The sequence below is a fragment of the Lonsdalea quercina subsp. quercina genome (assembly GCF_000688695.1).
GTDB lineage: Bacteria > Pseudomonadota > Gammaproteobacteria > Enterobacterales > Enterobacteriaceae > Lonsdalea > Lonsdalea quercina_D.
The window spans coordinates 1-20,086 of sequence record NZ_JIBQ01000007.1 but is presented as its reverse complement, the minus strand read 5'-3'; the positions used below and the strand labels follow the sequence as shown (position 1 = coordinate 20,086).

Sequence of the window (20,086 nt, the reverse complement as noted above, 5' to 3'; positions counted from 1 at the left end):
GTCGGGGCGGGGTTTTCATACCAACGCCACAAGGAAAAAAAGGAAGAGTCATCATGTCGAACGTATTTTCGATTACGCTGCGTCTCAAAACGATGTTCTTTTTACAGTACTTTATCTGGGGCTGCTGGCTGGTCACGCTCGGCTCTTACATGATCAACACGCTGCATTTTACCGGGGTGCAGGTCGGGATGGCTTATAGCGCCAAAGGGCTGGCCTCACTGGTCGTTCCCGGTCTGGCGGGGATCATTGCCGACCGCTGGATTCGAGCAAATCGCCTTTACGGTTGGTGTCATTTGCTGGGGGCAGCGGCCCTTTATCTCACGGCGCAGGCGACGGACCCCATGATGATGTTCTGGGCCATGTTGCTGAATGCGGTCGCCTATATGCCCAGTATGTCACTGTCCAACAGCATCGCTTATTTTGCGCTGGAGCGCTTCGGGCTGGACAGGGTGAAGGATTTCCCTTCCGCGCGGGTGTACGGCACGGTCGGATTTATTCTGGCGATGTGGACGGTGAGNTTTGGACAGATCGAGCTGAGTAATAAGCAGCTGTATCTGGCTTCCTTCGCTTCGCTGCTGTTGGCGTTGTACTCCCTGACGTTGCCGCGCTGCTCGCTGTATCGAGAAGGGGGGCGCACCACGTTGTTCAACGCGCTGGGGCTGGGCGCGTTATCCCTGTTTAAAACGCCGCGTATGGCGGTTTTCTTCATTTTCGCCATGCTGTTGGGCGCAGCGTTGCAGGTATCTAATACCTTCAGCAATCCATTTCTGCACGACTTCGCGCGTAATCCGCTTTATCAGTCGAGTCTGGCTGTCACCTATCCGTCGGTGCTGTTATCGCTCTCGCAGATATCGGAGGTGTTTTTCATTCTCACTATTCCGTTCTTTCTGCGCCGCTATGGCATCAAACGCGTGATGTTGATCAGCATGTTCGCCTGGACGCTGCGCTTCCTGTTTTTCGCCTACGGCGATCCGCTGGGCACGGGATTCCTGCTGCTGGTGCTGTCGATGATCATTTATGGCTGCGCGTTCGACTTTTTCAATATCTCCGGCGCGATTTTTGTGGATACGGAGGTGGACTCCCGTTTCAGAGCCAGCGCGCAGGGCATGTTCATGAGCATGGTGAATGGACTCGGCGCCTATCTCGGTGCGTTGGTCAGCGGGATGGTGGTGGATATGTTCACGACGGCCGGGGTCAAGGACTGGCAGGCTATCTGGCTGACCTTCGCCGGCTATACGCTGGTGCTGGGGGTCGTGTTTGGCGTGGCTTTCCGGTATCGCCATTCTAGTCGCCAAGTCGTTTCAGGATCATCGACCTGAACGTGATGCGACGCTGATGCCGTGTGTCGCTTTTTACCGTTGTCGAATGGGGGAGCGGTCCTGACTATTCCCCTCACGATGATGGGAAAAGAGGAGTAATGGCGCTGCTGGGCATTTGCGAGAGGCGCGGATACCCCACCGTCGTAGCGACAGGCGCAGGGTAAAATCAACCGGGCGTGTGTGAGAAAACAGGAATGTGACTGTGAATAAGATCGCGCCATTCCTTGGCGATCTTGTTAGGAGTTAATGAGGAACCGCTCTCTGGCCTAAACTCGCGGCCTAAGCAGCAGGCGGTTAACCTCGGGGCCATAGGGTCAGCCCGGCGCTTTATAGCGCTCTAAAAAAGAAACGCGCCGGCCGTTTCGCCGGCGCGTTTTACAATGGCGACAAAATGTCGCCTTCCCTGGTATTGGCCTTTCTTCTTATGTTAACTCATCTTTTTTTGCAGAAAACTACCGACGGTTTTCATGCATTCTTCGCGCTCTTCCACATGCGGCATATGGCTTGAGTGTTCAAAAATGACCCACTCAACATCAGCGATGCCGTCTGCAAAAGGTTGGATGGTTTCCGGCGATGCTTCGTCGTAACGCCCCGAAATCAAAAGGGTGGGGACGTTGATGGCTTTAACGCGATCGATGATGCTCCAGTCTTTCAAGCTGCCGATGACATGGAACTCAGTCGGTCCATTCATGGCGTGATAAACCGTAGGATCTTCATCGATAGCCTCAAAGGTGCGTGTTACTTCAGCCGGCCACGGATTTAAGCGGCAGACATGACGTTGATAAAACACCTGTGATGCTTCGCGATAAGGGTCGCTATTCACCGTGCCCGCCGTTTCATGTTCCAGCAGCGTGGCCTGGACCGCTTCTGGCAATTCGGCGCGCAGGTTCGCGGCGGCCTGTAGCCATAACGGGATAGACGCCGGCGAGTTGGCGATAACGATAGCTTTCAAACCGGTTGGACATCTTACGGCGTGTTCTGAAATCAAGATGCCGCCCCAAGACTGACCCAGCAGCGCATAGTCGTCCTGAATGTTAAGATGTTTTAACAGGTTATCCAGCTCATCAAGGAACAAAGCGATCTGCCAAAAATCGGCTGGTTTTTCCCGTAAGTGCGTCGAACGGCCATTACCTAACTGATCGTAATGAACGACAGGACGCCCTGTGTTGGCGATATCTTTAAATGAATCAACGTAATCGTGGGTGCAGCCGGGACCGCCGTGGACAACGACCAACGGTGTCATACCATTATGTAAATCACCGGTGATTCGGTACCAGGTTTGATACTGGAGAAAAGGGGCAAAGCCTTCGCTGACAGTGTTCATAAATGACGGTCACCCTTATGTCTGTTAAGTCTGGCTTAAGAGTAAGGCGCGTCAGCGAAAGCGGAAAGCTAGTAAAATAGATAGTTTTAGCTATCGAGGAGGTGGTAGTACATGGCGCGAACGACGGCCTGCACCCGATTATTCGCCCCTAGCTTCTTGGTGGCGTTGTTCAGATGCAGCGTGACGGTCGCGACCGAACGGTTCAGTTTGCGGGCGATCTCTTTCGCCGTCAGACCTTCCGCCGACCACGCCAAACATTCGCGTTCGCGCTTGGTCAGGTGGACATACTGACAGGTCATCAGATCTTCGCTGAACAGGGGAAACGCCGATTCCTGGAAACGGTGAGCAATAAAGGTCAGATCGGATAGGGTACTGCTGATATCCTGCTCTTCATGAGAGCTGTTCAAAATCGCGGTCACGGTGGCGAAGCCTCCGCGAGGCAGGTGTAACGGTACGGTCGCGCCGCATGGCATGCCGTTTTCACGCATGTAATGCGTGACGCACTCATGTTCTTCGCCAATACGTGAGCGAAGCGGCGTCCGTTCAGGACGTTGATATGACCACACAAATGGCGCACAGGTTTCCAGAGCGTGATGCTGTACGACATCCATCTGAAAGAAACCATTCTCGAACCATTGCAACGGCATGTCTTCCGGCACGTTATTGACACGCAGCAGAGAAGGGTTGATCAATTTCCCTTCCATGGTCCGGGGAACCGGAGCGTAGTCATAAATCACCCGGTCGAATCCGAGGTGTAACGTTTGCGCGAACATGTGATCAAAAGCGTCGTCCAGCGAAGTCGCTGAACATTTCAACGAGGTAAGCTGAGTAGTCTTATCCATGATTACCCTCCGCAAAATGTAGCCCGTTAAAAAGGGGACGATGGTCGGTACAGGTGCCAGAGCGCATGTTCGGCCTCAATCCGGTCAATAACCAAGCGTAACCTAGCATTTTTACTAAGGCAAAACTAGCATTTTTGCTAACTATTCACTGCCGGTATGATTGTGTAGATTCCCGCCTGTCAGGGGTTTTTGTGATGTTTTGTGTTTTTCTTTCATTAGTAACCCTTATGTTGAATGAAATGCAAAGACAAAAAAGGCATACTATTGAAGTGAATGGTCATTTTTGGGTACGGATACACGTCTATTTGAAAAATGATGCTTTTCACCGTCCAGACCTTCATTCTGGTAAGTCGTTATTCAATAAAAACGACCTGGTAGGCTCCCTAGCAATCGCGTTATTGCGGCCGGTTTTTTCATTTCCGGTCACGCTGCGCGATGCTTGATTTCTGGCTCAACCCGTTTGTGCCAAACCGTTATTAGCGGTGTCATTAATAGATACGCCAGCATAACCACAGGGAATTAGTATGCATCGTTATCGGTTTATATTATTTCGACCACTGCAACTGCTGCCGGTGCTTTTCGGCATCAGTGTCATTACCTTCGCTATGGTGCGCGCAATCCCCGGCGACCCGGCCCGAATCCTTCTCGGCGTACGGNCCACCCCGGGCGCGCTGGCCCGAGTGCGCGAACAGTACGGGCTAGACCAGCCGGTGTGGTTACAGTACTTCTACTTTCTTCGTAATCTGTTTCACGGCGAGCTGGGCAAATCCATCGTTTATAAAGTCGATACCCTGAAAGTCATCGGTTCGCGTATTGAGCCGACGATTTGGTTGATTGCGGGTAGCGTGGTTTTAGCGCTGCTGCTCACCATTCCGCTGGCGTCCTGGGCGGCCCGGCGGCGCGGCAAATTGGCCGATCAGGTGATTCGACTTTTCTCCACCGCCGGTTTGGGTTTTCCCGCTTTTTGGCTCGGCATCATGATGATCTTATTGTTCAGCATTGAACTGGGCTGGTTCCCTGTATCCGGTTATGGCCGCGATCTGCTGGATCGCCTGCATCACATGGTGCTGCCCTGCCTGACGGTTGCGTTGGCGCTGTCTGCGGTGTTAACCCGCAACTTGCGCGCCAGCCTGCTGATGGAAATGAAAAGCGACTATGTGACGGCCGCGCGCGCGCGCGGGCAACCCGAGTCGCGTATTTTCTGGCGGCATATTTTGCCAAATTCGCTGGTGCCGACCATCAATCTGCTGGCGGTCAATATCGGCTGGTTGATTGGCAGCACCGTGGTGATTGAAAGCGTATTCGCTATCCCCGGCATGGGGCAGCTGTTAATCAAGGCGATTTTCAGCCGTGATTATATGGTGGTGCAGGGCGTCGTGCTGGTTTTTGCGCTGGGAACCGTCACGGTTAACCTGGTCGCCGACCTGCTCACGGTCGCGTTGGACCCGAGGATCAAACTATGAGTCAGACACCTGTGATGCGGCGGCTGCCGTGGCTGGCGTTTCCCCGCCATCTGGCATTGCGCGGCGGCCTGACCATCGTCGGGCTTTGGACGTTGTTAGCCGTGTTCGCGCCGTGGGNCGCGCCGTTCGATCCGATTGCGCAGGACCCCACTGCCAGCTTGATGCCGCCGGGCCTCAGCCATCTGTTCGGCACCGATAACTTCGGCCGAGATATTTTCTCCCGCGTCATCTGGGGCGCGCGCGTGGACCTGCAGATCTGTCTGCTGGGCGTGATCTTTCCGTTTATGATCGGCACCTCGATTGGCGCGCTCTCCGGCTACGTCGGCGGCGTCGTTGATACGCTGCTGATGCGGTGTATCGACATCATTCTGGCGTTTCCGTTTTTGGTGCTGATGCTGTCGATTATCGCGGTCTTGGGGCCGGGATTGGCCAGCTTCTATATTGCGATGGCGATGGTGGGCTGGGTGACCTACGCCCGACTGGTGCGAGCTCAGGTGCTGTCGTTAAAACACCGCGATTTCATGCTGGCGGTGCGCAGTCTGGGTTTTAGCCACCCGCGTATTCTCTTCGTCCATTTGTTGCCCAACGCGCTGACCGGCTCTGTCGTCTTCGCCATGTCCGACTGCGTGCTGGTGCTGCTTAATGGTGCCGCGATCAGTTACTTGGGGCTGGGCGTACAGCCGCCCACGGCCGAATGGGGCGTGATGGTGGCCGAAGGACAAAGTTTTATTACCACCGCTTGGTGGATTACCACGTTTCCCGGGCTGGCGATTGTGCTGTTGGCGATGGGCTTCAGCCTGTTGGCGGACGGTCTGGGCGACCTCTTGGGAGAACGGCCATGACGTTACTGGCGTTATCACATCTGACGGTCGTCAACCGCCAGGGCATTGCGCTGGTGGATGATGTTTCACTCGAACTGCGCGAGGGCGAGATCCTCGGGCTAGTGGGCGAGAGCGGCTCCGGCAAGACCGTGACCTGCCGCGCGATGATGCGGCTGCTTCCCGGCGAAGCGCTGCGCGTTGTCTCTGGCGAAATTAACCTTAACGGACGCGATATTCTCTCGTTGTCGGAACGGGAACTCTCCGGCGTACGTGGTCGGCAGGTTGGCATGATTTTCCAGAATCCGACCAGTCACCTAAATCCGGTCATGACCGTCGGCGCGCAGATTGCCGAAAGCCGGCGTCTGCACTTCGGCGCCAGCCGCCGCGAGGCGAAAGCGCACGCGGTGGCGCTGTTGCGGCAGGTGGGGATCCCCGACCCTGAACGGCGGATACACAACTATCCCCATGAATTCTCCGGTGGGATGCGTCAGCGGGCGATGATCGCCGTGGCGCTCGCGTCCGAGCCCAAAATTCTGATTGCCGACGAGCCGACGACGGCGTTGGACGTTACGGTGCAGATGCAAATCCTGCGGCTGCTCAGCGATTTGCGCGACCGGCTCGGCGTGGCGATTATTCTGATTACGCACGACCTCGGCGTCGTGGCGCAGACCTGCGATCGTATCGCGGTGATGTATGCCGGGCGGCTGTGTGAACTGGGCGGCAAACGCGAGGTGCTGGGCGATGCTTTGCATCCTTATACGCAGGGGCTGATCGACTGCCAGCCGGCCAGCGCCGGCGGAAGTGGACAGATGGCGACTATCAAGGGTCAACCGCCGGTGGCAGAACATTTTCCCGGCGGTTGTCGATTCCATCCTCGCTGTCGTTACGCCACCGAGATTTGCAAAGCGGTACGACCCGATATGTACAGTGAAATGCAGAATCACGCGCACGGCGCCGCCTGCCACCACCCGTTCGCCACGCTGAACCACGAGGAGAGTCTATAGTGAGTCCGGTTGAATCCACGGCGCCGCTGCTGGCAGCGGACAATCTGCAGGTCAGTTTCCCGGTCGGCGGCTTTCTCTTTAATAAACGGAGTCTGCACGCGGTTAACGGCGTCAGCTTACACATTCAGGCTGGGGAAGTGCTCGGTTTGGTCGGCGAGTCCGGCAGCGGCAAAAGCACCTTGGGACGAGCGCTGCTCCAGCTGGAGCCCACCGTCGGCGGCCGCGTGTACTTTGACGGAGAGCCGATCACGCCGGGCAGCAAACAGGAAATCGCTCGGTTGCGGCAGCAGACGGCGATGATCTTCCAAGACCCTTTCTCCTCCCTGAATCCGCGTCAGACCATCGGCGACAGCATCGCCGAGGTGCTGCGCGTGCATCACAAGGTGCCGAAATCCGCGATCAAGGAACGCGTGAGAGAACTATTGATTCTGGTGGGACTGAACCCAGAGCACGGCCTGCGTCGGCCCGACGCCCTAAGCGGGGGACAGTGTCAGCGCGCCGGCATTGCCCGTGCGCTGGCATTGGAGCCGCGGCTGATCGTTGCCGATGAGTGCGTGGCGGCGCTGGATGTCTCGATTCAAGGGCAGATCATCAACCTGCTGATGGACCTGCGGGACAAAATGGGCCTCGCTATCCTGTTCATCGCCCACGATTTGGCGATAGTGCGGCGCCTGTGCGACCGCGTCGCCGTCATGTATTTGGGGCGCATTGTGGAGTCGGGTCCGGTCGAGGCGGTGTTTACTCATCCGCGCCATCCTTACACCGCGGCGCTGATTACCGCCATTCCGGAAATCGATCCCGACCGGCCGCTGCCCGCCCATCCGCTTTCGGGCGAACCGCCCAGCCCGCTGGCTTTGCCGGAAGGCTGCGCGTTTCACCCGCGGTGTCCTTATGCGTTGTCGCGCTGCCAACATGGCGCGCCGCCAGAGACCCGACACATTGTCGGTCATACCTTCGCCTGCGTGCTGGACGACAAAGGCGAACAAGCCATTAATCCGTTAAATGAGGGAATGTTTGATGAAGCGTAAATACTTAAAGGTTGCGGCCGCCGGGCTTTTGCTGGCGGCTTGTGTGGCAAGTGAGATGGCGCAAGCGGCAGGCGTGCTGACGATTGGACGACGTGAGGACAGCACCAGTTTCGACCCGATTAGAACCACGCAGAATGAAGACAACTGGGTGTTTTCCAACGTGCTTGACCGCCTGATCTGGGTGGACAAGACCGGCACCAAACTGGAGCCCGCGCTGGCTGAAAGCTGGACGATCTCTCCGGACGGTAAAGTCTACACGCTGAAAATCCGCGACACGGTATTCTCCGATGGTACGCCGGTGACGGCCAGCGACGCCGCATTTAGCCTGCTGCGCCTGCGCGACAATGAAAACTCGCTGTGGCGCGACCCGTTCATGGTGATGGATAAAGTGGAAGCACCGGATCCGCGTACGCTGGTGATCACCCTGAAAGCGCCGTCCGTTCCTTTCCTGTCTCAGCTGGCTTTACCGAATGCGTCCATCATCTCTGAAAAAGCGATGAAAGCGATGGGCGAAGAAGCGTTTGCGGAAAAACCGGTCGGCTCCGGCGCATTCAGCGTGAAAGAGTGGCTGCGCGGCGACCGTGTGGTGCTGGTCAAAAACCCGCATTACTGGCGTGCGGACAAGGTTTCTCTGGATGGCGTCGAGTGGCAGACCATTCCGGACGACAACACGCGTATGCTGAAAGTGCAGGCGGGCGAACTGGATGCGGCGATCAACGTTCCGTTCTCGCGTATCGTCTCCCTGCAAAAAGATCCGAATCTGGCCATCCATCTGGACCCGTCAACGCGTGAAGATCATCTGCTGATCAACCACGAACACGGCCTGCTGTCGAAAGTGGAAGTGCGTCAGGCGCTGGACTACGCAATCGACAAAGATGCCATCGTGAAAACCGTGACCTTCGGCTATGGCCAGGTGGCGAACTCCTACATCCCGGCCGGCGCGGTTTACCACTATGCCAACAACCTGAAGCGTCCTTATGACGTGGAAAAAGCCAAGAAAATGCTGGCAGAGGCGGGCGCGTCTAATCTGAAGCTCAACTACGTGGTGAACGCGGGTGATGAAGTGGACGAACAAATCGCTATCCTGCTGCAGCAACAGTTGGCTAAAGCCGGTGTGACCGTCACGTTGCAGAAAGTGGACCCGAGTCAGAGCTGGGGCATGCTGGTCTCCGGCGACTATGATATTTCCGTGATGTACTGGACCAACGATGTGCTCGACCCGGATCAGAAAACCACCTTCGTGCTGGGTCACGACGCGAACATGAACTACATGACCCGCTACCACAATGAGAAAGTGAAAGCGCTGGTCGCGGCGGCACGCCTGGAAGTCGATCCTAAAAAACGTGAGCAGATGTACATCGATCTGCAGAAAATCGCAAAAGCCGACGTGAACTGGATCGATCTGTACTACAGCCCGTACCGTAACGTCAGCCGTAAAAACATCAAGGGCTTCTATCAGAACCCGCTGGGCCGCTTCTTCCTCGAAGATACGGTGAAAGAGTAATCTCCCCCAGACGGCCGGTATCCTGCCGGCCGTCGTCCCCAGAGCCGCACGGTGTTTCCACGCCTTCAGTAGCCGGTCCATTTTCTTCGCTCGGTTCCCGCGCAATATCCCGCTGACTATTTCTGTCCGGCAATCGGCTGCCACATCCTTTTTTCCCCGGCAATGATGCCCTGCATGGAACGCGGAGCGGTCAATGTGTCGAGCGATTGACGTCGTTAAGCGAAAGGTTGTCGAGAACGCCAAGATCCTTGTCGTTGCGCTGTCGTGCACGCCGGGATTCGTGCTGCCGCGTATGACGCAAGCAGCCACAGAACGTGCTTAAAACCTCAGCGGAACCGTCAATATCGTGAGGGATGACCTATCTTTAGTGAAGGAGGGAATGGGGATGCTGGATGAGATATCTCTCCCCATCGCCAGCGCAACATGCGGTCCGCCAGCCAGTCGATGACAACCCTAACCGCGAGGGGATGGCCTTGCCAAACCCTGGATGGAGTGCCGGACGTCCATGTGCTGTGCGGCCTTCGTTCAGCTCGGGAAACTCGCCTATTTCACTGGGGCAATATTTTTACAGGGGCAACACAATGCAAAACAGCGCGGGGACCGCTCGTGTCCTACTTCTCCTGACGGTCCTATTCGCCGTACTGAGCGGTCTTTATCTGTTGATCGGCGGTATCTGGCTGGTTCGTCTTAACGGTTCCTGGTACTACCTCATCGCGGGGGCGATCATGCTGGCGACGGCGTGGCTGCTGTACCGTCGTCGGGCGGCGGCGGTCCTGCTGCATGGGCTCTTTTTGCTGGGGACGACGCTATGGGCGCTATGGGAAGTCGGAACAGATTTCTGGGCGCTGGCGCCGCGTCTGGACGTTGTCTTTTTCTTCGGGCTCTGGCTGGTGTTGCCGTTTATCTATAACCAGCTGACGTTTCGCACCAAGCTGCCGTGGGTGGCGCAGATCCTGTCGTTGGGGGTTGCCGTGGGGGTGCTAGGTTACGCTGTTTTCAACGATCCTCAAGAAATCAACGGGACGCTGCGCGCTGCGGGAACCTCCGCTCCGCCGCGGCCTGAAAGCGCGATCCCGGACGCCGACTGGCCCGCTTATGGCCGAACTCAGGAAGGTACGCGTTACTCCCCCCTGAACCAGATTACCGATAAAAACGTCGGCAGCCTTAAGGAAGTCTGGCGCTTTCGTACCGGCGATGTGAAAGGGCCGAACGATCCGGTGGAAATCACCAACGAAGTCACGCCGATCAAAATCCGCGATACGCTCTACCTCTGTACGCCGCACCAGCAGCTGTTCGCACTGGATGCGGCGACAGGCAAGGAGAAGTGGCGGTTCGATCCGCATCTCAAGACCAATCCCACGTTTCAGCACGTGACCTGCCGGGGAGTGTCCTACCACGAAACGTCGACGGTGACACCTTCTACAGCCCAGAGCTCACCGCCAGCCCTGTGCGCGCGTCGCATTCTGCTGCCGGTGAACGACGGTTCGCTGTATGCGTTGGATGCAGAGAACGGCCAGCGGTGTCCGGATTTCGCCGATCGCGGCAAGCTGAATCTGCAAAGCAATATGCCGTATCCGCTGTCGGGGGCGTATGAGCCGACGTCGCCGCCTGTCGTCACCGACAAGACCATCGTGATGGCCGGCGCGGTGACTGATAACGCCTCGACGCGGGAGCCGTCTGGGGTGATCCGTGGTTTCGACGTCAACACCGGCAAACTGCTGTGGGCATTCGATACCGGCAGCAAAGACCCGAACAAGATCCCCGAGGGCAAGGAGTTCTATACCCCGAACTCTCCCAACTCCTGGGCGCCAGCCGCCTACGATGCGAAGCTGGACATCGTTTATCTGCCTACCGGCGTCGCCACGCCGGATATCTGGGGCGGGCATCGCACGCCGGAGATGGAACGGTTCGCCAGCGGCTTGCTGGCGCTGAACGCGACCACCGGCAAGCGGGTCTGGTTCTATCAGACGGTGCATCACGNCCTGTGGGATATGGATGTGCCTGCCCAGCCGACGCTGGCGGATATCACCAATCAGGATGGCAAAACGGTGCCGGTGGTTTATGTGCCGGCGAAAACCGGCAATATCTTCGTGCTGGATCGTCGCGACGGCAAAACCGTCGTGCCTGCGCCGGAAACGCCGGTGCCGCAAGGCGCGGCGAAGGGCGATCGCGTTTCGTTGACGCAGCCGTTCTCGCAGCTGAGCTTCCGCCCGCGTGAGAATCTGGCCGGCAAGGATATGTGGGGCGCGACGATGTACGACCAACTGGTCTGCCGCGTTATGTTTCATCAGCTCCGCTATGAAGGGCCGTTTACGCCCCCGTCAGAGCAGGGCACGCTGGTCTTTCCCGGTAATCTCGGCATGTTTGAGTGGGGGGGCATTTCCGTCGATACGGATCGTCAAATTGCGATTGCCAATCCGATGGCGCTGCCGTTCGTCTCAAGGCTGATCCCACGCGGTCCTCACAATCCGATAGAGCCGAACCCGGCGGCTAAAGAGGGAACTGGAACGGAATCCGGCGTACAGCCGCAGTACGGGGTTCCTTACGGCGTGACGCTCAACGCGTTTTTATCGCCGCTGGGTATTCCGTGCAAGCAGCCGTCGTGGGGCTTCGTCTCCGCCGTTGATCTGAAAACCAATGTCATCGTTTGGAAAAAACGTATTGGGACCGTGCGCGACAGCTCGCCGTTGCCGCTGCCGTTCAAAGTCGGCATGCCGATGTTGGGCGCGCCGATCTCCACCGCGGGGAATGTGCTGTTTATCGCCGCGACGGCGGACAACTATCTGCGGGCGTTTAACATCACTAACGGGGAGGCGCTCTGGGAAGCGCGTCTGCCTGCCGGCGGACAAGCGACGCCAATGACCTATGCCGTCGACGGCAAGCAGTATGTGGTGATTGCCGCCGGGGGACATGGGTCGTTCGGAACCAAACTGGGTGATTACATCATTGCGTATGCGTTACCGGGGGCAAATTAATCAGGCGTTACGGATGACGCTGCCGCCCCGGATAACCGGGGCGGAAAAACCGAAGATTAGCGGTCGGAATTGCTGGTTCGAACGGCTTTTTCGGGCTGGGTGACGACGCCTAACCGATAGGCCAGATGCGCCAGATTGTCTGGGTCGATACCCAGTTCCTGGGCCGCCGCCGAAATATTGCCATGATGGTTATGGAGCGTACGCTCGATGAGCTGCTTTTGGAATGCGTTGACCGCCGAGCGCAGATCCTGCTGAGGCGCTTCTTTCGGGGCGAACTGTTGCGGCTCATTGGCGGCAACGTCATGCTGCAGCTTCTCATGCATATCCAGCCCTAAATCTTGGTCGCTGATAGTGACTGACATCGTGCGTTTAGCCGGAGACGACGTGAGTCGTCCGGTCGCCCGCAGCGTGGCGCGGCTGATGGTTTGTTCTAACTCGCGCACGTTGCCCGGCCACGCGTAGCGTGACAGCGCCGTTTGCGCCGAGGGTGACAAGCGTAGCCCTTTCAGTCCCATCCGGTTGCGGTTTTGTGCGACAAAGGTGTTCGCCAGCAGCTGAATGTCCTGTTGACGTTCTCGCAGCGCCGGAACATGAATGGGGAACGCGCACAGTCGATGATACAGATCGGCGCGAAATTCGCCGGACTGCACTTCCGCGAACAGGTTGCGATTCGTGGCGGCGATGAGTCGGATATTCACGTTATGTGGGTTGGAAGAGCCGATGCGCTGCGATTTTCCGTCCTGCAATACGCTGAGCAGTTTGGCCTGCGTTTCCTGCGAAAGCTCGCCGATTTCGTCGAGAAACAGTGTGCCGCCGCTGGCGAGTTGAAACTTGCCGCGGCGGTCTGACGAGTCTCCCGAAAACGCGCCGCGCACGTGGCCGAAAAGGACGCTCTCCAGCAGAGGGGGGGGCAGGGCGGCGCAGTTGATGACGATGAACGGCGCATTGGCGCGACGAGATCGCGCATGCAGCCGACGAGCGACCAAATCTTTACCCACCCCGGTTTCGCCGGTGATAAGCACCGTCATATCGCTGGAGGCGACCAATTCAATATCATCCATCAGCAGCTCAAAGGGTTCGCTGCTGCCGATGAGTTCGTCGTGTCCATTTACCGCCGTCAGGCGAAAGGCTTCGGCGCGCAGGTTTTCGCTTTGCAGCGTAGATTTGAGCCGATCGACCTGGGTGCTGGCCGACAAGGTCGCAGAGGCAATCTCGCCGAATATCTCCAGGGTTTTAAGCGCATCGGCGGAGAATTCATGTCCATCAAACGCATGCAGCGTCAGCAATCCCCAGATGTGCTGATCCAGACGCAAAGCGCAGCCGAGAACGTCGGTCTTGCCCGCGGAACACTCTTCGGTTTCGAACAGGCCGACGAAAGGATCGGGCACCCCGGTATCCGGCGGAAAGCGCATCACGTTGGCGGTGGCGAGCATGGCGGCGAAGCGCGGGTTTTCGTCTAAAATGAAGCGGCGTTTCAATGCGTCCTCATGCAGGCCTTGGATCGCCACCGGGGTTAACTCTTCGCCTTCCAACTGCAGCAGCGCGCTCGCGTCTGCCGGAATCAGCCGATTCAGCGAATCGAGCAAGCGTTGATAGCGCACTTCACACGGCATCTCTCGCGAGAGATCCGCGACCTGCGGCACCAGCGCATTCAACAACTTCAATATCTGAGTCAAAAACCCCTCTCTTCTACTATAACCGGTGTCTTTTTTACTTAAAGTTTAGACACGATTTAGCAGGGTGCCATTGAGATTGCTGCTTTCAGCGCTTCGTATTCGAATGATAACCAGCAGCAAACAGCAGGCGTTGATGTTGAACGTGGGAAGGCCGTCTGAACGCGTACTCGCTCTTCGCTGAGGGAAGCCGAAAATGGTGTGCGTGGAGGAGGGATATGACATGACGGAACTATTTGAAACTGGCTCCACGCGAATGATGAATGCTTAATGAAGTCACTCTTGTTTTAATGTGTTTTGCGATGGTCACCGCATCTTCTCCCCGCTTGCTGGTTATTTAATGGCATTTAAACAAATGCTAAACGAAATGCTTATTTCGTATTTATCCGGTGTATTATTCGTCAAATCCTGCGAATAAGTAATAATGACTATGTTCGAAAAAATACATTATTGGTAATTAACAAATTTCGGTTAAAACTTATATTTTATATATTAGCGAACTACATTTATAAATATATCAATCTGTGGGTGAATACCTGTTGTTTTTAACCATATGAAAATTATTGATTTTCGGGGCGCTCCTCCTGGGGCTTTGGCAATATTGAAATTCGATTGGGTAAAGATTTATGCAGGAATTGAAAATTTACCTATCACTTTTGTTTTTATTTATTTTATGATGTCTCCGACGTACTGAACCGCGCTGGTATTGGTTCTGTCATCAAGTATTAATTAACTCCGTGAGCAATAATAAAAACGCGAGATGAGTCGTGAATAAACCAGGCCCCCGAAATCCGGAGGGTTTATTGTCTCTTATTCGCTGTTTTTTCGAGTGGTGGTAATAATACCTTGTTTGAGAATGATTGTTCTAAGCAATGGTTATTCAAAAATATAGTTAGGCTCGTGAGGATTAATCCCCGCCTGTGTCGGAATGGATAAACTCATCGGTGATGCCGTCTGCGGCGGTGCCATGTCGTGAAGCATCACGCGAGTCGTCGGTTGTCGGCCGCCGGCAGCGTTTTTTTTGTCGGCGTTTTTTTATTCTTTGAACGCGTGTGGCTGCCCGGCTGCGCGCGTTTTTTTTGCCTGATACGCGCGCAAAAGGACGTATCGGACACTCCCTGCAAGAATGACGCGCCTTTGCCCTTTACCGCAGCGGGGCTTCAGCGTGACACCGGATGAGGAACGCTTACTGCCGCGCCCAGTTGTCGGGCGGTGAATAGCCAAGGCGAGCTGTGAGGGCCACATGTCACCGCCAACACAAGAGTGGCGCTGACCTTATTATGATTGTGCCTGATGCTGTCCTGTCACTTGCTCAACNCTTCCCCCCATCTCCCACATGCTGGGCGCTGAATTCCATGCTCAGCACACTTATTTTCAACGTGATTATCTTTGAACGTCTCGATTTCTTACGCCCCTATTTTCTCAAGCTCCTTTCAAACACGACCTTCAGATCTCTGCATTTAGGGTCGTGCGAGCTTTTGTATTCCCCCGCGGAGCGCCACATTGACCATAAAATTCCTTGCTGGAGAAAGTTGAAAACCCGAAATAGTGTCGATACTGAGAAAATATTTCGGGGGAAGAGGAACGATATATTTCGTGTGAATTTTTTTCGTTGCACTATTAAGGAAAAAACAGGCTTTATGCCTCCAGCTGGGTTAATATTGGGTGAATCTGTTGACGTCATAATGAGAGAATGATTGCGTGGGCTGTTAATCATTTTATTGATGAATGAAAATAATATTTTTTATGTTTTACTGAGTGGGGTGATGCGATTTTATGCCTGACAGGCAACAATAAAAATAACATGATCTGTTGGTTTTAATAAATTGAGTAAACGCAAAGCGAATGTCTGTGATTCAATGATTCTGTAATTATTATCACAGAGTAATAGGGCTTGTTTTTATATTGCTTTAGGAGGGGGTTCTGCGGCTTTATTGTGGTTAAATATCGCCAAATAAAAATGAAGAACGGAATGATTATCAATAGAACCCCCATCAAATTATATTCCCGCATAGCAGTTTTTGGTTTCAATAATTACTTATTCTCTGTAAGGGTATTTTTACCCTGTAGTATGTCTTCACTTCATTTTTAACGTTGTTTAAACGGGATGGCATAATACATCGCCGCCTAATAAATACATATGGATCAAAGTTGGCCGAAATATTGTTGAAGATGACTGTTATCACGCAACTCTTTGTCCCCTGTAGAAACAAAAGGTATCAATTGAAACTATTTACAGACAATGGGGTTGAGAGGCGAGCGTATAAAAATGTTAATGGATGATAGATTATCCTAAATATTTAGCTAAATGCACTATTTCTCTATGCGCCACTATCAATAAATGCCTTTTTCCGCAGAAAATTCTACCAAATTGATTACAAATCAAACAATTAACATAGTGCGCGTGCGACCACAAAGAGAATGAACAATAATTTAACACTGGGTTTCATTTGCATGTCATGATGATGAGTTTTCCGATTAAAGGTTATTTTGACCCGTTATTTTATATCTAGACTAACTGGTTGTTGACGTTATTTATAAGTATTTTCAAGACTTCATTATCAGTTTCTAAATATCCCGCTTTACGTCAGGGATGAGAATGTAAAGGAGGTGGCCTGAAGATTGTTGGTTTTTGAATTCCTTTAGGTTAGGTGTACCGAAACGACGACTCGACGCATAGCATAATTCACGCGTTGAGTGTGATTGACCATAAAGATAATAGAGTAACGGCGGTCGCTGAGAGGAAAGTGCTGAGGCTTTGGCACATTAATTCACATGCTTATTTCTCTGGTTGTTTTTTCTACACCTGTCAAAAGTTAAACATCATGCCGTCGAAAATGACAGACGGACGGTCATGGTGTTTTGGTTTTTTATTTAAAAGGTTATTTCGAATGATTAGTCTGCAGCAGTCCATATCTCGTCTGACAAAAATTCTTTCTCCCCATAGGCAACTGGCCCAACCCACTGAGGTGGTTAAGGGGAAGCGCAGATATCATTTCCATGTTGCAGAAACTCGGCTGATTTATTTTATTGAAGAAGGTGAGTTTCTAATGAAAAGCGCCAAAGATAACCGCGTTATTTGTGTGCTTTTAGCGCCGTGTATTGTCGGTTGGTCTACGGCAATTTATGGCGCCAACGAGATCTATATTGAAAGGATCGACTATGGCAAGATTTACTGCTTGCCGTTTGATACCGCGTTAAGGGTAGTGACCGCCTATCAACGATTCGATGATGTGCTCAATATTGTTAATTACCATTTTAATTCGCTGCTTAATTATTGCGTCGATAACGGCGGTGATTCCGTTTCTATCGTCACGAAGATGTTGGTCTCGTTGGAACGTTTGCCTCCGGATGTGAGAAAACGTTTTACCGTGCTTTCTTTCATTAGTCAGCGCACCTCCCTGTCTAAGAGCACTATCCTGCGCGTGATTAAAAAGCTGCAGGAGGCGGGGTCTCTCACCATGTCGCACGGCAGGCTGACCTCCTTTACCTTGGAGGAACCGTTGCGTTGTGCCGCTCACAGCGCAGCGGTTGTCAGAGACAGCGCTACTGGTCGTTGAGCGTAAATGTGGCGTGCCGTTGGCCGACCCTGGCGTCACGCTGCATCCTATCGCCACATACTGACTGTAAAACACCCGTGATGCGCTACTGACACTGCTGGTGAGTGAATACCGTTCGCTGTTTTGCCCCAAGGGGATGCGAATGCGGTCTTTATCCAGCATGGCGATACTCTTATTTGTTGCGCTTCTGGCGCTGTTGAGCGCCAGAAGCGTACTGTCGTTATGGTTCGCCGTCCCGCTAAACATCACCTGCACGCACGTCGCGGCCGAACCGCAGTTTTCCAGATTGATCACGAAACGCTTCGCGGTCGAGATCTCTCTGGTCGTCGCGAATTGCTTGGACGCCCAGTTACCGAGGTCTACCGTTTGCTCCTGCGATGCCTGACTGACACTACAGCCGTTGGCGACGATCGTGGTGGTGGGCGTGACATTGGTGAGGCCCAGCGCGGCCTGCGCCGTCCCGTTCAGACTACACAGCTCGGCCATCAGCAGCCCGATGCCGGCCATGCCGACGCATGGCGGTTACACTGGGCTGAGCAGGGTGACTTTGTGCATGAGGAAATATCATGGTGCCTCCTTCTCAGGCAAAATCTATTTGCAGATAGGCCTAAGCGGTCGCTACGCCTTCCGTCGGTTTGTTGCCGGTAACACTCACGGGATAAGCGGTGATCGTAACGTTGGCGCTGGCCGCATCATCAAGCGTAAAGGGCAGAACGGTGGACAGATCGTTGGGTTTGAGCGGGCTATTGCTGCAGTCCGTGATGCGGCCGTGGGTATCCGTGTTCGCGTTGCAGGTAAGGTAGGGCGAATTGATCGAGTGGGTGATATCGGCTTTGGCGCCGCCGCCGCTGATGTTGCTGAGAATACCGAGAAACCAGTAGACAGCAGAGAGGCCCCAATCAGGGCGCCGAGTCATGTTTTACGCATAAGTTACAATTCCTTATTACTTATAGGCCACGCTAATTGGCCATTAATGAAAGCGGTATTGCCGCGAAAAATATTTCTCGTCTGCCAGTTTTCTCCGGATTGGCAATAAAACCGTAACGGCTTTATTGCCTAAATCAGGTCAGAGTGCCGGAGAAAGAATTGCTGAGGCAGAACTTCCTTCTGCTCCTCTTCACTATTTTCAAGAATGGCTTTTGCGGGGGGGGATGCATCCTAAAGACAAAAAACAGGATAAACAACTGTCTGAGAGGGGATCTTTCGGCATTAAAGAAAAGTTAAATATCATATGATGTACTTATATCAATATATTAGTTTGATGAAAGAATAAACAATGTGAAAATTGAGCGGGGAAGGGGTTAATAAATGAATGCATTTGTAAGGTGTGTTTTTGATATGTTAAATAATGGCAAATAGCACAGATTTTAATTAAGTGAAGAGAATTAATTAGAGGGATTGGCTTATTTTTATCGGAGCATCACTTGAGCATAAATATTTAATTCGATACCTATCATTTGGGGAATTAATAATTGCATGATGTATGGACGCCAGATAATCTGATCGCAAACAGCGTGAAATCAGGCCGGTAAGCCGCGGGCAATGAGGTCTGCAACGACGGCGTAACGTCTCAAAAAGCCCCCCCTGTGGATGGAACTTGCGGGCGATGCCAAATCCGTCACGACAATCAAAATAAGCGATGGCATCGGCTGTGGATGAATGTGAAAGTTAAAGCGTGTTAAGGAAAAAATATGGCTGTGTTTAAGTTGGTGCTATTGCGGCATGGTGAAAGCGAATGGAATGATCAAAATCGATTCACCGGGTGGGTTGATGTGCCGCTGACCGACAAGGGACGAGAAGAAGCGCGGCTGGCGGCGCAATTGCTCAGACAGGCAGGGTTTACGTTTGACGCCGCCTGTACTTCGGTGCTGAAGCGCACCGTACATTCGCTGCAAATTGCGCTTGATGAGCTGGGTTTGCAGTGGCTGCCGGTTGAAAAAAACTGGCGTCTGAACGAGCGCCATTACGGCGCGCTGCAAGGCTTGAACAAGGCGGAAACGGCCGAACGGCTCGGCAAAGCGCTGGTGCATCAGTGGCGAAAAAGTTATGACGTTCCGCCGCCGCCGCTCACGTCGATCCACGATCGTTTCTCCGGCTACGACCGCCGCTACGCGCATCTGGAGCCGGGAGCGTTTCCGCTAGGGGAGAGCCTGCGCATGACTGGTGATCGGGTGATGCACTACTGGCAGACATCGCTGGTTCCCCGAGTCCGGGCGGGCGAACGCCTGCTGGTGATCGCCCATCGCAATTCGATTCGGGCGCTGGTCAAGCAGTTGAACCACCTCTCAGACGAGGAGATCATTCGTGCACAGATCCCCACCGGCATCCCTTTGGTTTATGAATTTGATGAAAATATGCGGGTGCAGCGCTCCTACTTTCTCGGCACCGATATCGCCCTGATCGAGCGGTAAGTGCTCACGTCGAGACACAACGGCGACCGCACTCATCGCGCGCCGCCGTTGTGATGGGGGCGACAAGCGTTCGATATTCTGCCCAAAGCCCAAAGCCCAAAGCCCAAAGCCCAAAGCCCAAAGCCCAAAGCCCAAAGCCCAAAGCCCAAAGCCCAAAGTCGA

The 20,086-nt window shown here is 54.1% G+C and carries 13 protein-coding genes and 1 pseudogene; 9 read left to right on the top strand and 5 right to left on the bottom strand.

The genetic code is table 11. The features are described 5' to 3' along the window. Positions 1-53: 53 nt before the first annotated feature. The gene (locus tag SB13_RS07880; RefSeq protein WP_072000228.1) at positions 54-1,319 is read left to right on the top strand and encodes a nucleoside permease; all 1,266 of its coding nucleotides are present in this window, start codon (positions 54-56) and stop codon (positions 1,317-1,319) included. A gap of 427 nt (positions 1,320-1,746) precedes the next feature. Here SB13_RS07880 and SB13_RS07875 read toward each other — a convergent pair whose 3' ends face one another. Both SB13_RS07875 and SB13_RS07870 read right to left on the bottom strand, forming a co-directional pair. Further along, positions 1,747-2,643, bottom strand: coding sequence for a proline iminopeptidase-family hydrolase (locus SB13_RS07875; protein ID WP_026739820.1), 897 nt, complete (start codon positions 2,641-2,643; stop codon positions 1,747-1,749). An 86-nt stretch (positions 2,644-2,729) separates the two neighbouring features. Next, the gene (locus SB13_RS07870; RefSeq protein WP_051616520.1) at positions 2,730-3,485 is read right to left on the bottom strand and encodes a LuxR family transcriptional regulator; all 756 of its coding nucleotides are present in this window, start codon (positions 3,483-3,485) and stop codon (positions 2,730-2,732) included. 524 nt (positions 3,486-4,009) lie between these two features. Here SB13_RS07870 and SB13_RS07865 point away from each other — a divergent pair. The 6 genes from SB13_RS07865 to SB13_RS07840 all read left to right on the top strand — a co-directional run bounded on the left by SB13_RS07865 (position 4,010) and on the right by SB13_RS07840 (position 12,280). Further along, the gene (locus SB13_RS07865) at positions 4,010-4,948 is read left to right on the top strand and encodes an ABC transporter permease (RefSeq protein ID WP_036151565.1); all 939 of its coding nucleotides are present in this window, start codon (positions 4,010-4,012) and stop codon (positions 4,946-4,948) included. Further along, positions 4,945-5,790 carry an ABC transporter permease gene (locus SB13_RS07860; protein ID WP_036151562.1) on the top strand — a complete coding sequence of 282 codons (846 nt, stop codon included), beginning with the start codon at positions 4,945-4,947 and terminating at the stop codon, positions 5,788-5,790. Before SB13_RS07865 ends, SB13_RS07860 begins: the two co-directional genes overlap by 4 nt. Further along, positions 5,787-6,773 (top strand): ABC transporter ATP-binding protein, encoded by a 987-nt coding sequence (locus SB13_RS07855; protein WP_026739816.1) that lies wholly within the window; start codon positions 5,787-5,789, stop codon positions 6,771-6,773. Before SB13_RS07860 ends, SB13_RS07855 begins: the two co-directional genes overlap by 4 nt. Next, the gene (locus SB13_RS07850) at positions 6,773-7,801 is read left to right on the top strand and encodes an ABC transporter ATP-binding protein (RefSeq protein WP_036150580.1); all 1,029 of its coding nucleotides are present in this window, start codon (positions 6,773-6,775) and stop codon (positions 7,799-7,801) included. The genes SB13_RS07855 and SB13_RS07850 overlap by 1 nt, the downstream gene beginning before the upstream one ends. After that, a complete protein-coding gene (locus SB13_RS07845; RefSeq protein WP_026739814.1) occupies positions 7,791-9,305 on the top strand; it encodes an ABC transporter substrate-binding protein in 1,515 nt (504 codons plus the stop codon). Before SB13_RS07850 ends, SB13_RS07845 begins: the two co-directional genes overlap by 11 nt. Positions 9,306-9,886: 581 nt before the next feature. After that, complete coding sequence (locus tag SB13_RS07840; protein WP_026739813.1) at positions 9,887-12,280, top strand: glucose/quinate/shikimate family membrane-bound PQQ-dependent dehydrogenase; 2,394 nt, start codon at positions 9,887-9,889, stop codon at positions 12,278-12,280. A 56-nt stretch (positions 12,281-12,336) separates the two neighbouring features. On the opposite strand, the gene norR is transcribed toward SB13_RS07840, so the two are convergent. After that, positions 12,337-13,956 carry a nitric oxide reductase transcriptional regulator NorR gene (gene norR, locus SB13_RS07835; protein ID WP_072000227.1) on the bottom strand — a complete coding sequence of 540 codons (1,620 nt, stop codon included), beginning with the start codon at positions 13,954-13,956 and terminating at the stop codon, positions 12,337-12,339. 2,888 nt (positions 13,957-16,844) lie between these two features. Between norR and SB13_RS07825 the strand changes: the two genes are divergently transcribed. Then, positions 16,845-17,513, top strand: coding sequence for a helix-turn-helix domain-containing protein (locus SB13_RS07825; protein WP_081821841.1), 669 nt, complete (start codon positions 16,845-16,847; stop codon positions 17,511-17,513). A 72-nt stretch (positions 17,514-17,585) separates the two neighbouring features. Here SB13_RS07825 and SB13_RS17260 read toward each other — a convergent pair. Both SB13_RS17260 and SB13_RS18015 read right to left on the bottom strand, forming a co-directional pair. Next, positions 17,586-17,999 (bottom strand): annotated as a pseudogene (locus SB13_RS17260) (fimbrial protein); the annotation flags it as partial. A gap of 121 nt (positions 18,000-18,120) precedes the next feature. Continuing rightward, positions 18,121-18,429 (bottom strand): hypothetical protein, encoded by a 309-nt coding sequence (locus SB13_RS18015; RefSeq protein ID WP_026739810.1) that lies wholly within the window; start codon positions 18,427-18,429, stop codon positions 18,121-18,123. A 775-nt stretch (positions 18,430-19,204) separates the two neighbouring features. Between SB13_RS18015 and gpmA the strand changes: the two genes are divergently transcribed. Then, positions 19,205-19,924: a 2,3-diphosphoglycerate-dependent phosphoglycerate mutase gene (gene gpmA / locus SB13_RS07810; protein ID WP_026739809.1), complete on the top strand. Its 720-nt coding sequence runs from the start codon at positions 19,205-19,207 to the stop codon at positions 19,922-19,924. Positions 19,925-20,086 lie beyond the last annotated feature (162 nt).

Coding starts and splice junctions, on each gene's coding strand:
- SB13_RS07870 (WP_051616520.1), bottom strand. CDS start 3,485: ATGGATAAGACTACTCAGCTTACCTCGTTGAAATGTTCAGCGACTTCG.
- SB13_RS18015 (WP_026739810.1), bottom strand. CDS start 18,429: ATGACTCGGCGCCCTGATTGGGGCCTCTCTGCTGTCTACTGGTTTCTC.
- SB13_RS07825 (WP_081821841.1), top strand. CDS start 16,845: ATGATTAGTCTGCAGCAGTCCATATCTCGTCTGACAAAAATTCTTTCT.
- SB13_RS07845 (WP_026739814.1), top strand. CDS start 7,791: ATGAAGCGTAAATACTTAAAGGTTGCGGCCGCCGGGCTTTTGCTGGCG.
- gpmA (WP_026739809.1), top strand. CDS start 19,205: ATGGCTGTGTTTAAGTTGGTGCTATTGCGGCATGGTGAAAGCGAATGG.
- SB13_RS07875 (WP_026739820.1), bottom strand. CDS start 2,643: ATGAACACTGTCAGCGAAGGCTTTGCCCCTTTTCTCCAGTATCAAACC.
- SB13_RS07855 (WP_026739816.1), top strand. CDS start 5,787: ATGACGTTACTGGCGTTATCACATCTGACGGTCGTCAACCGCCAGGGC.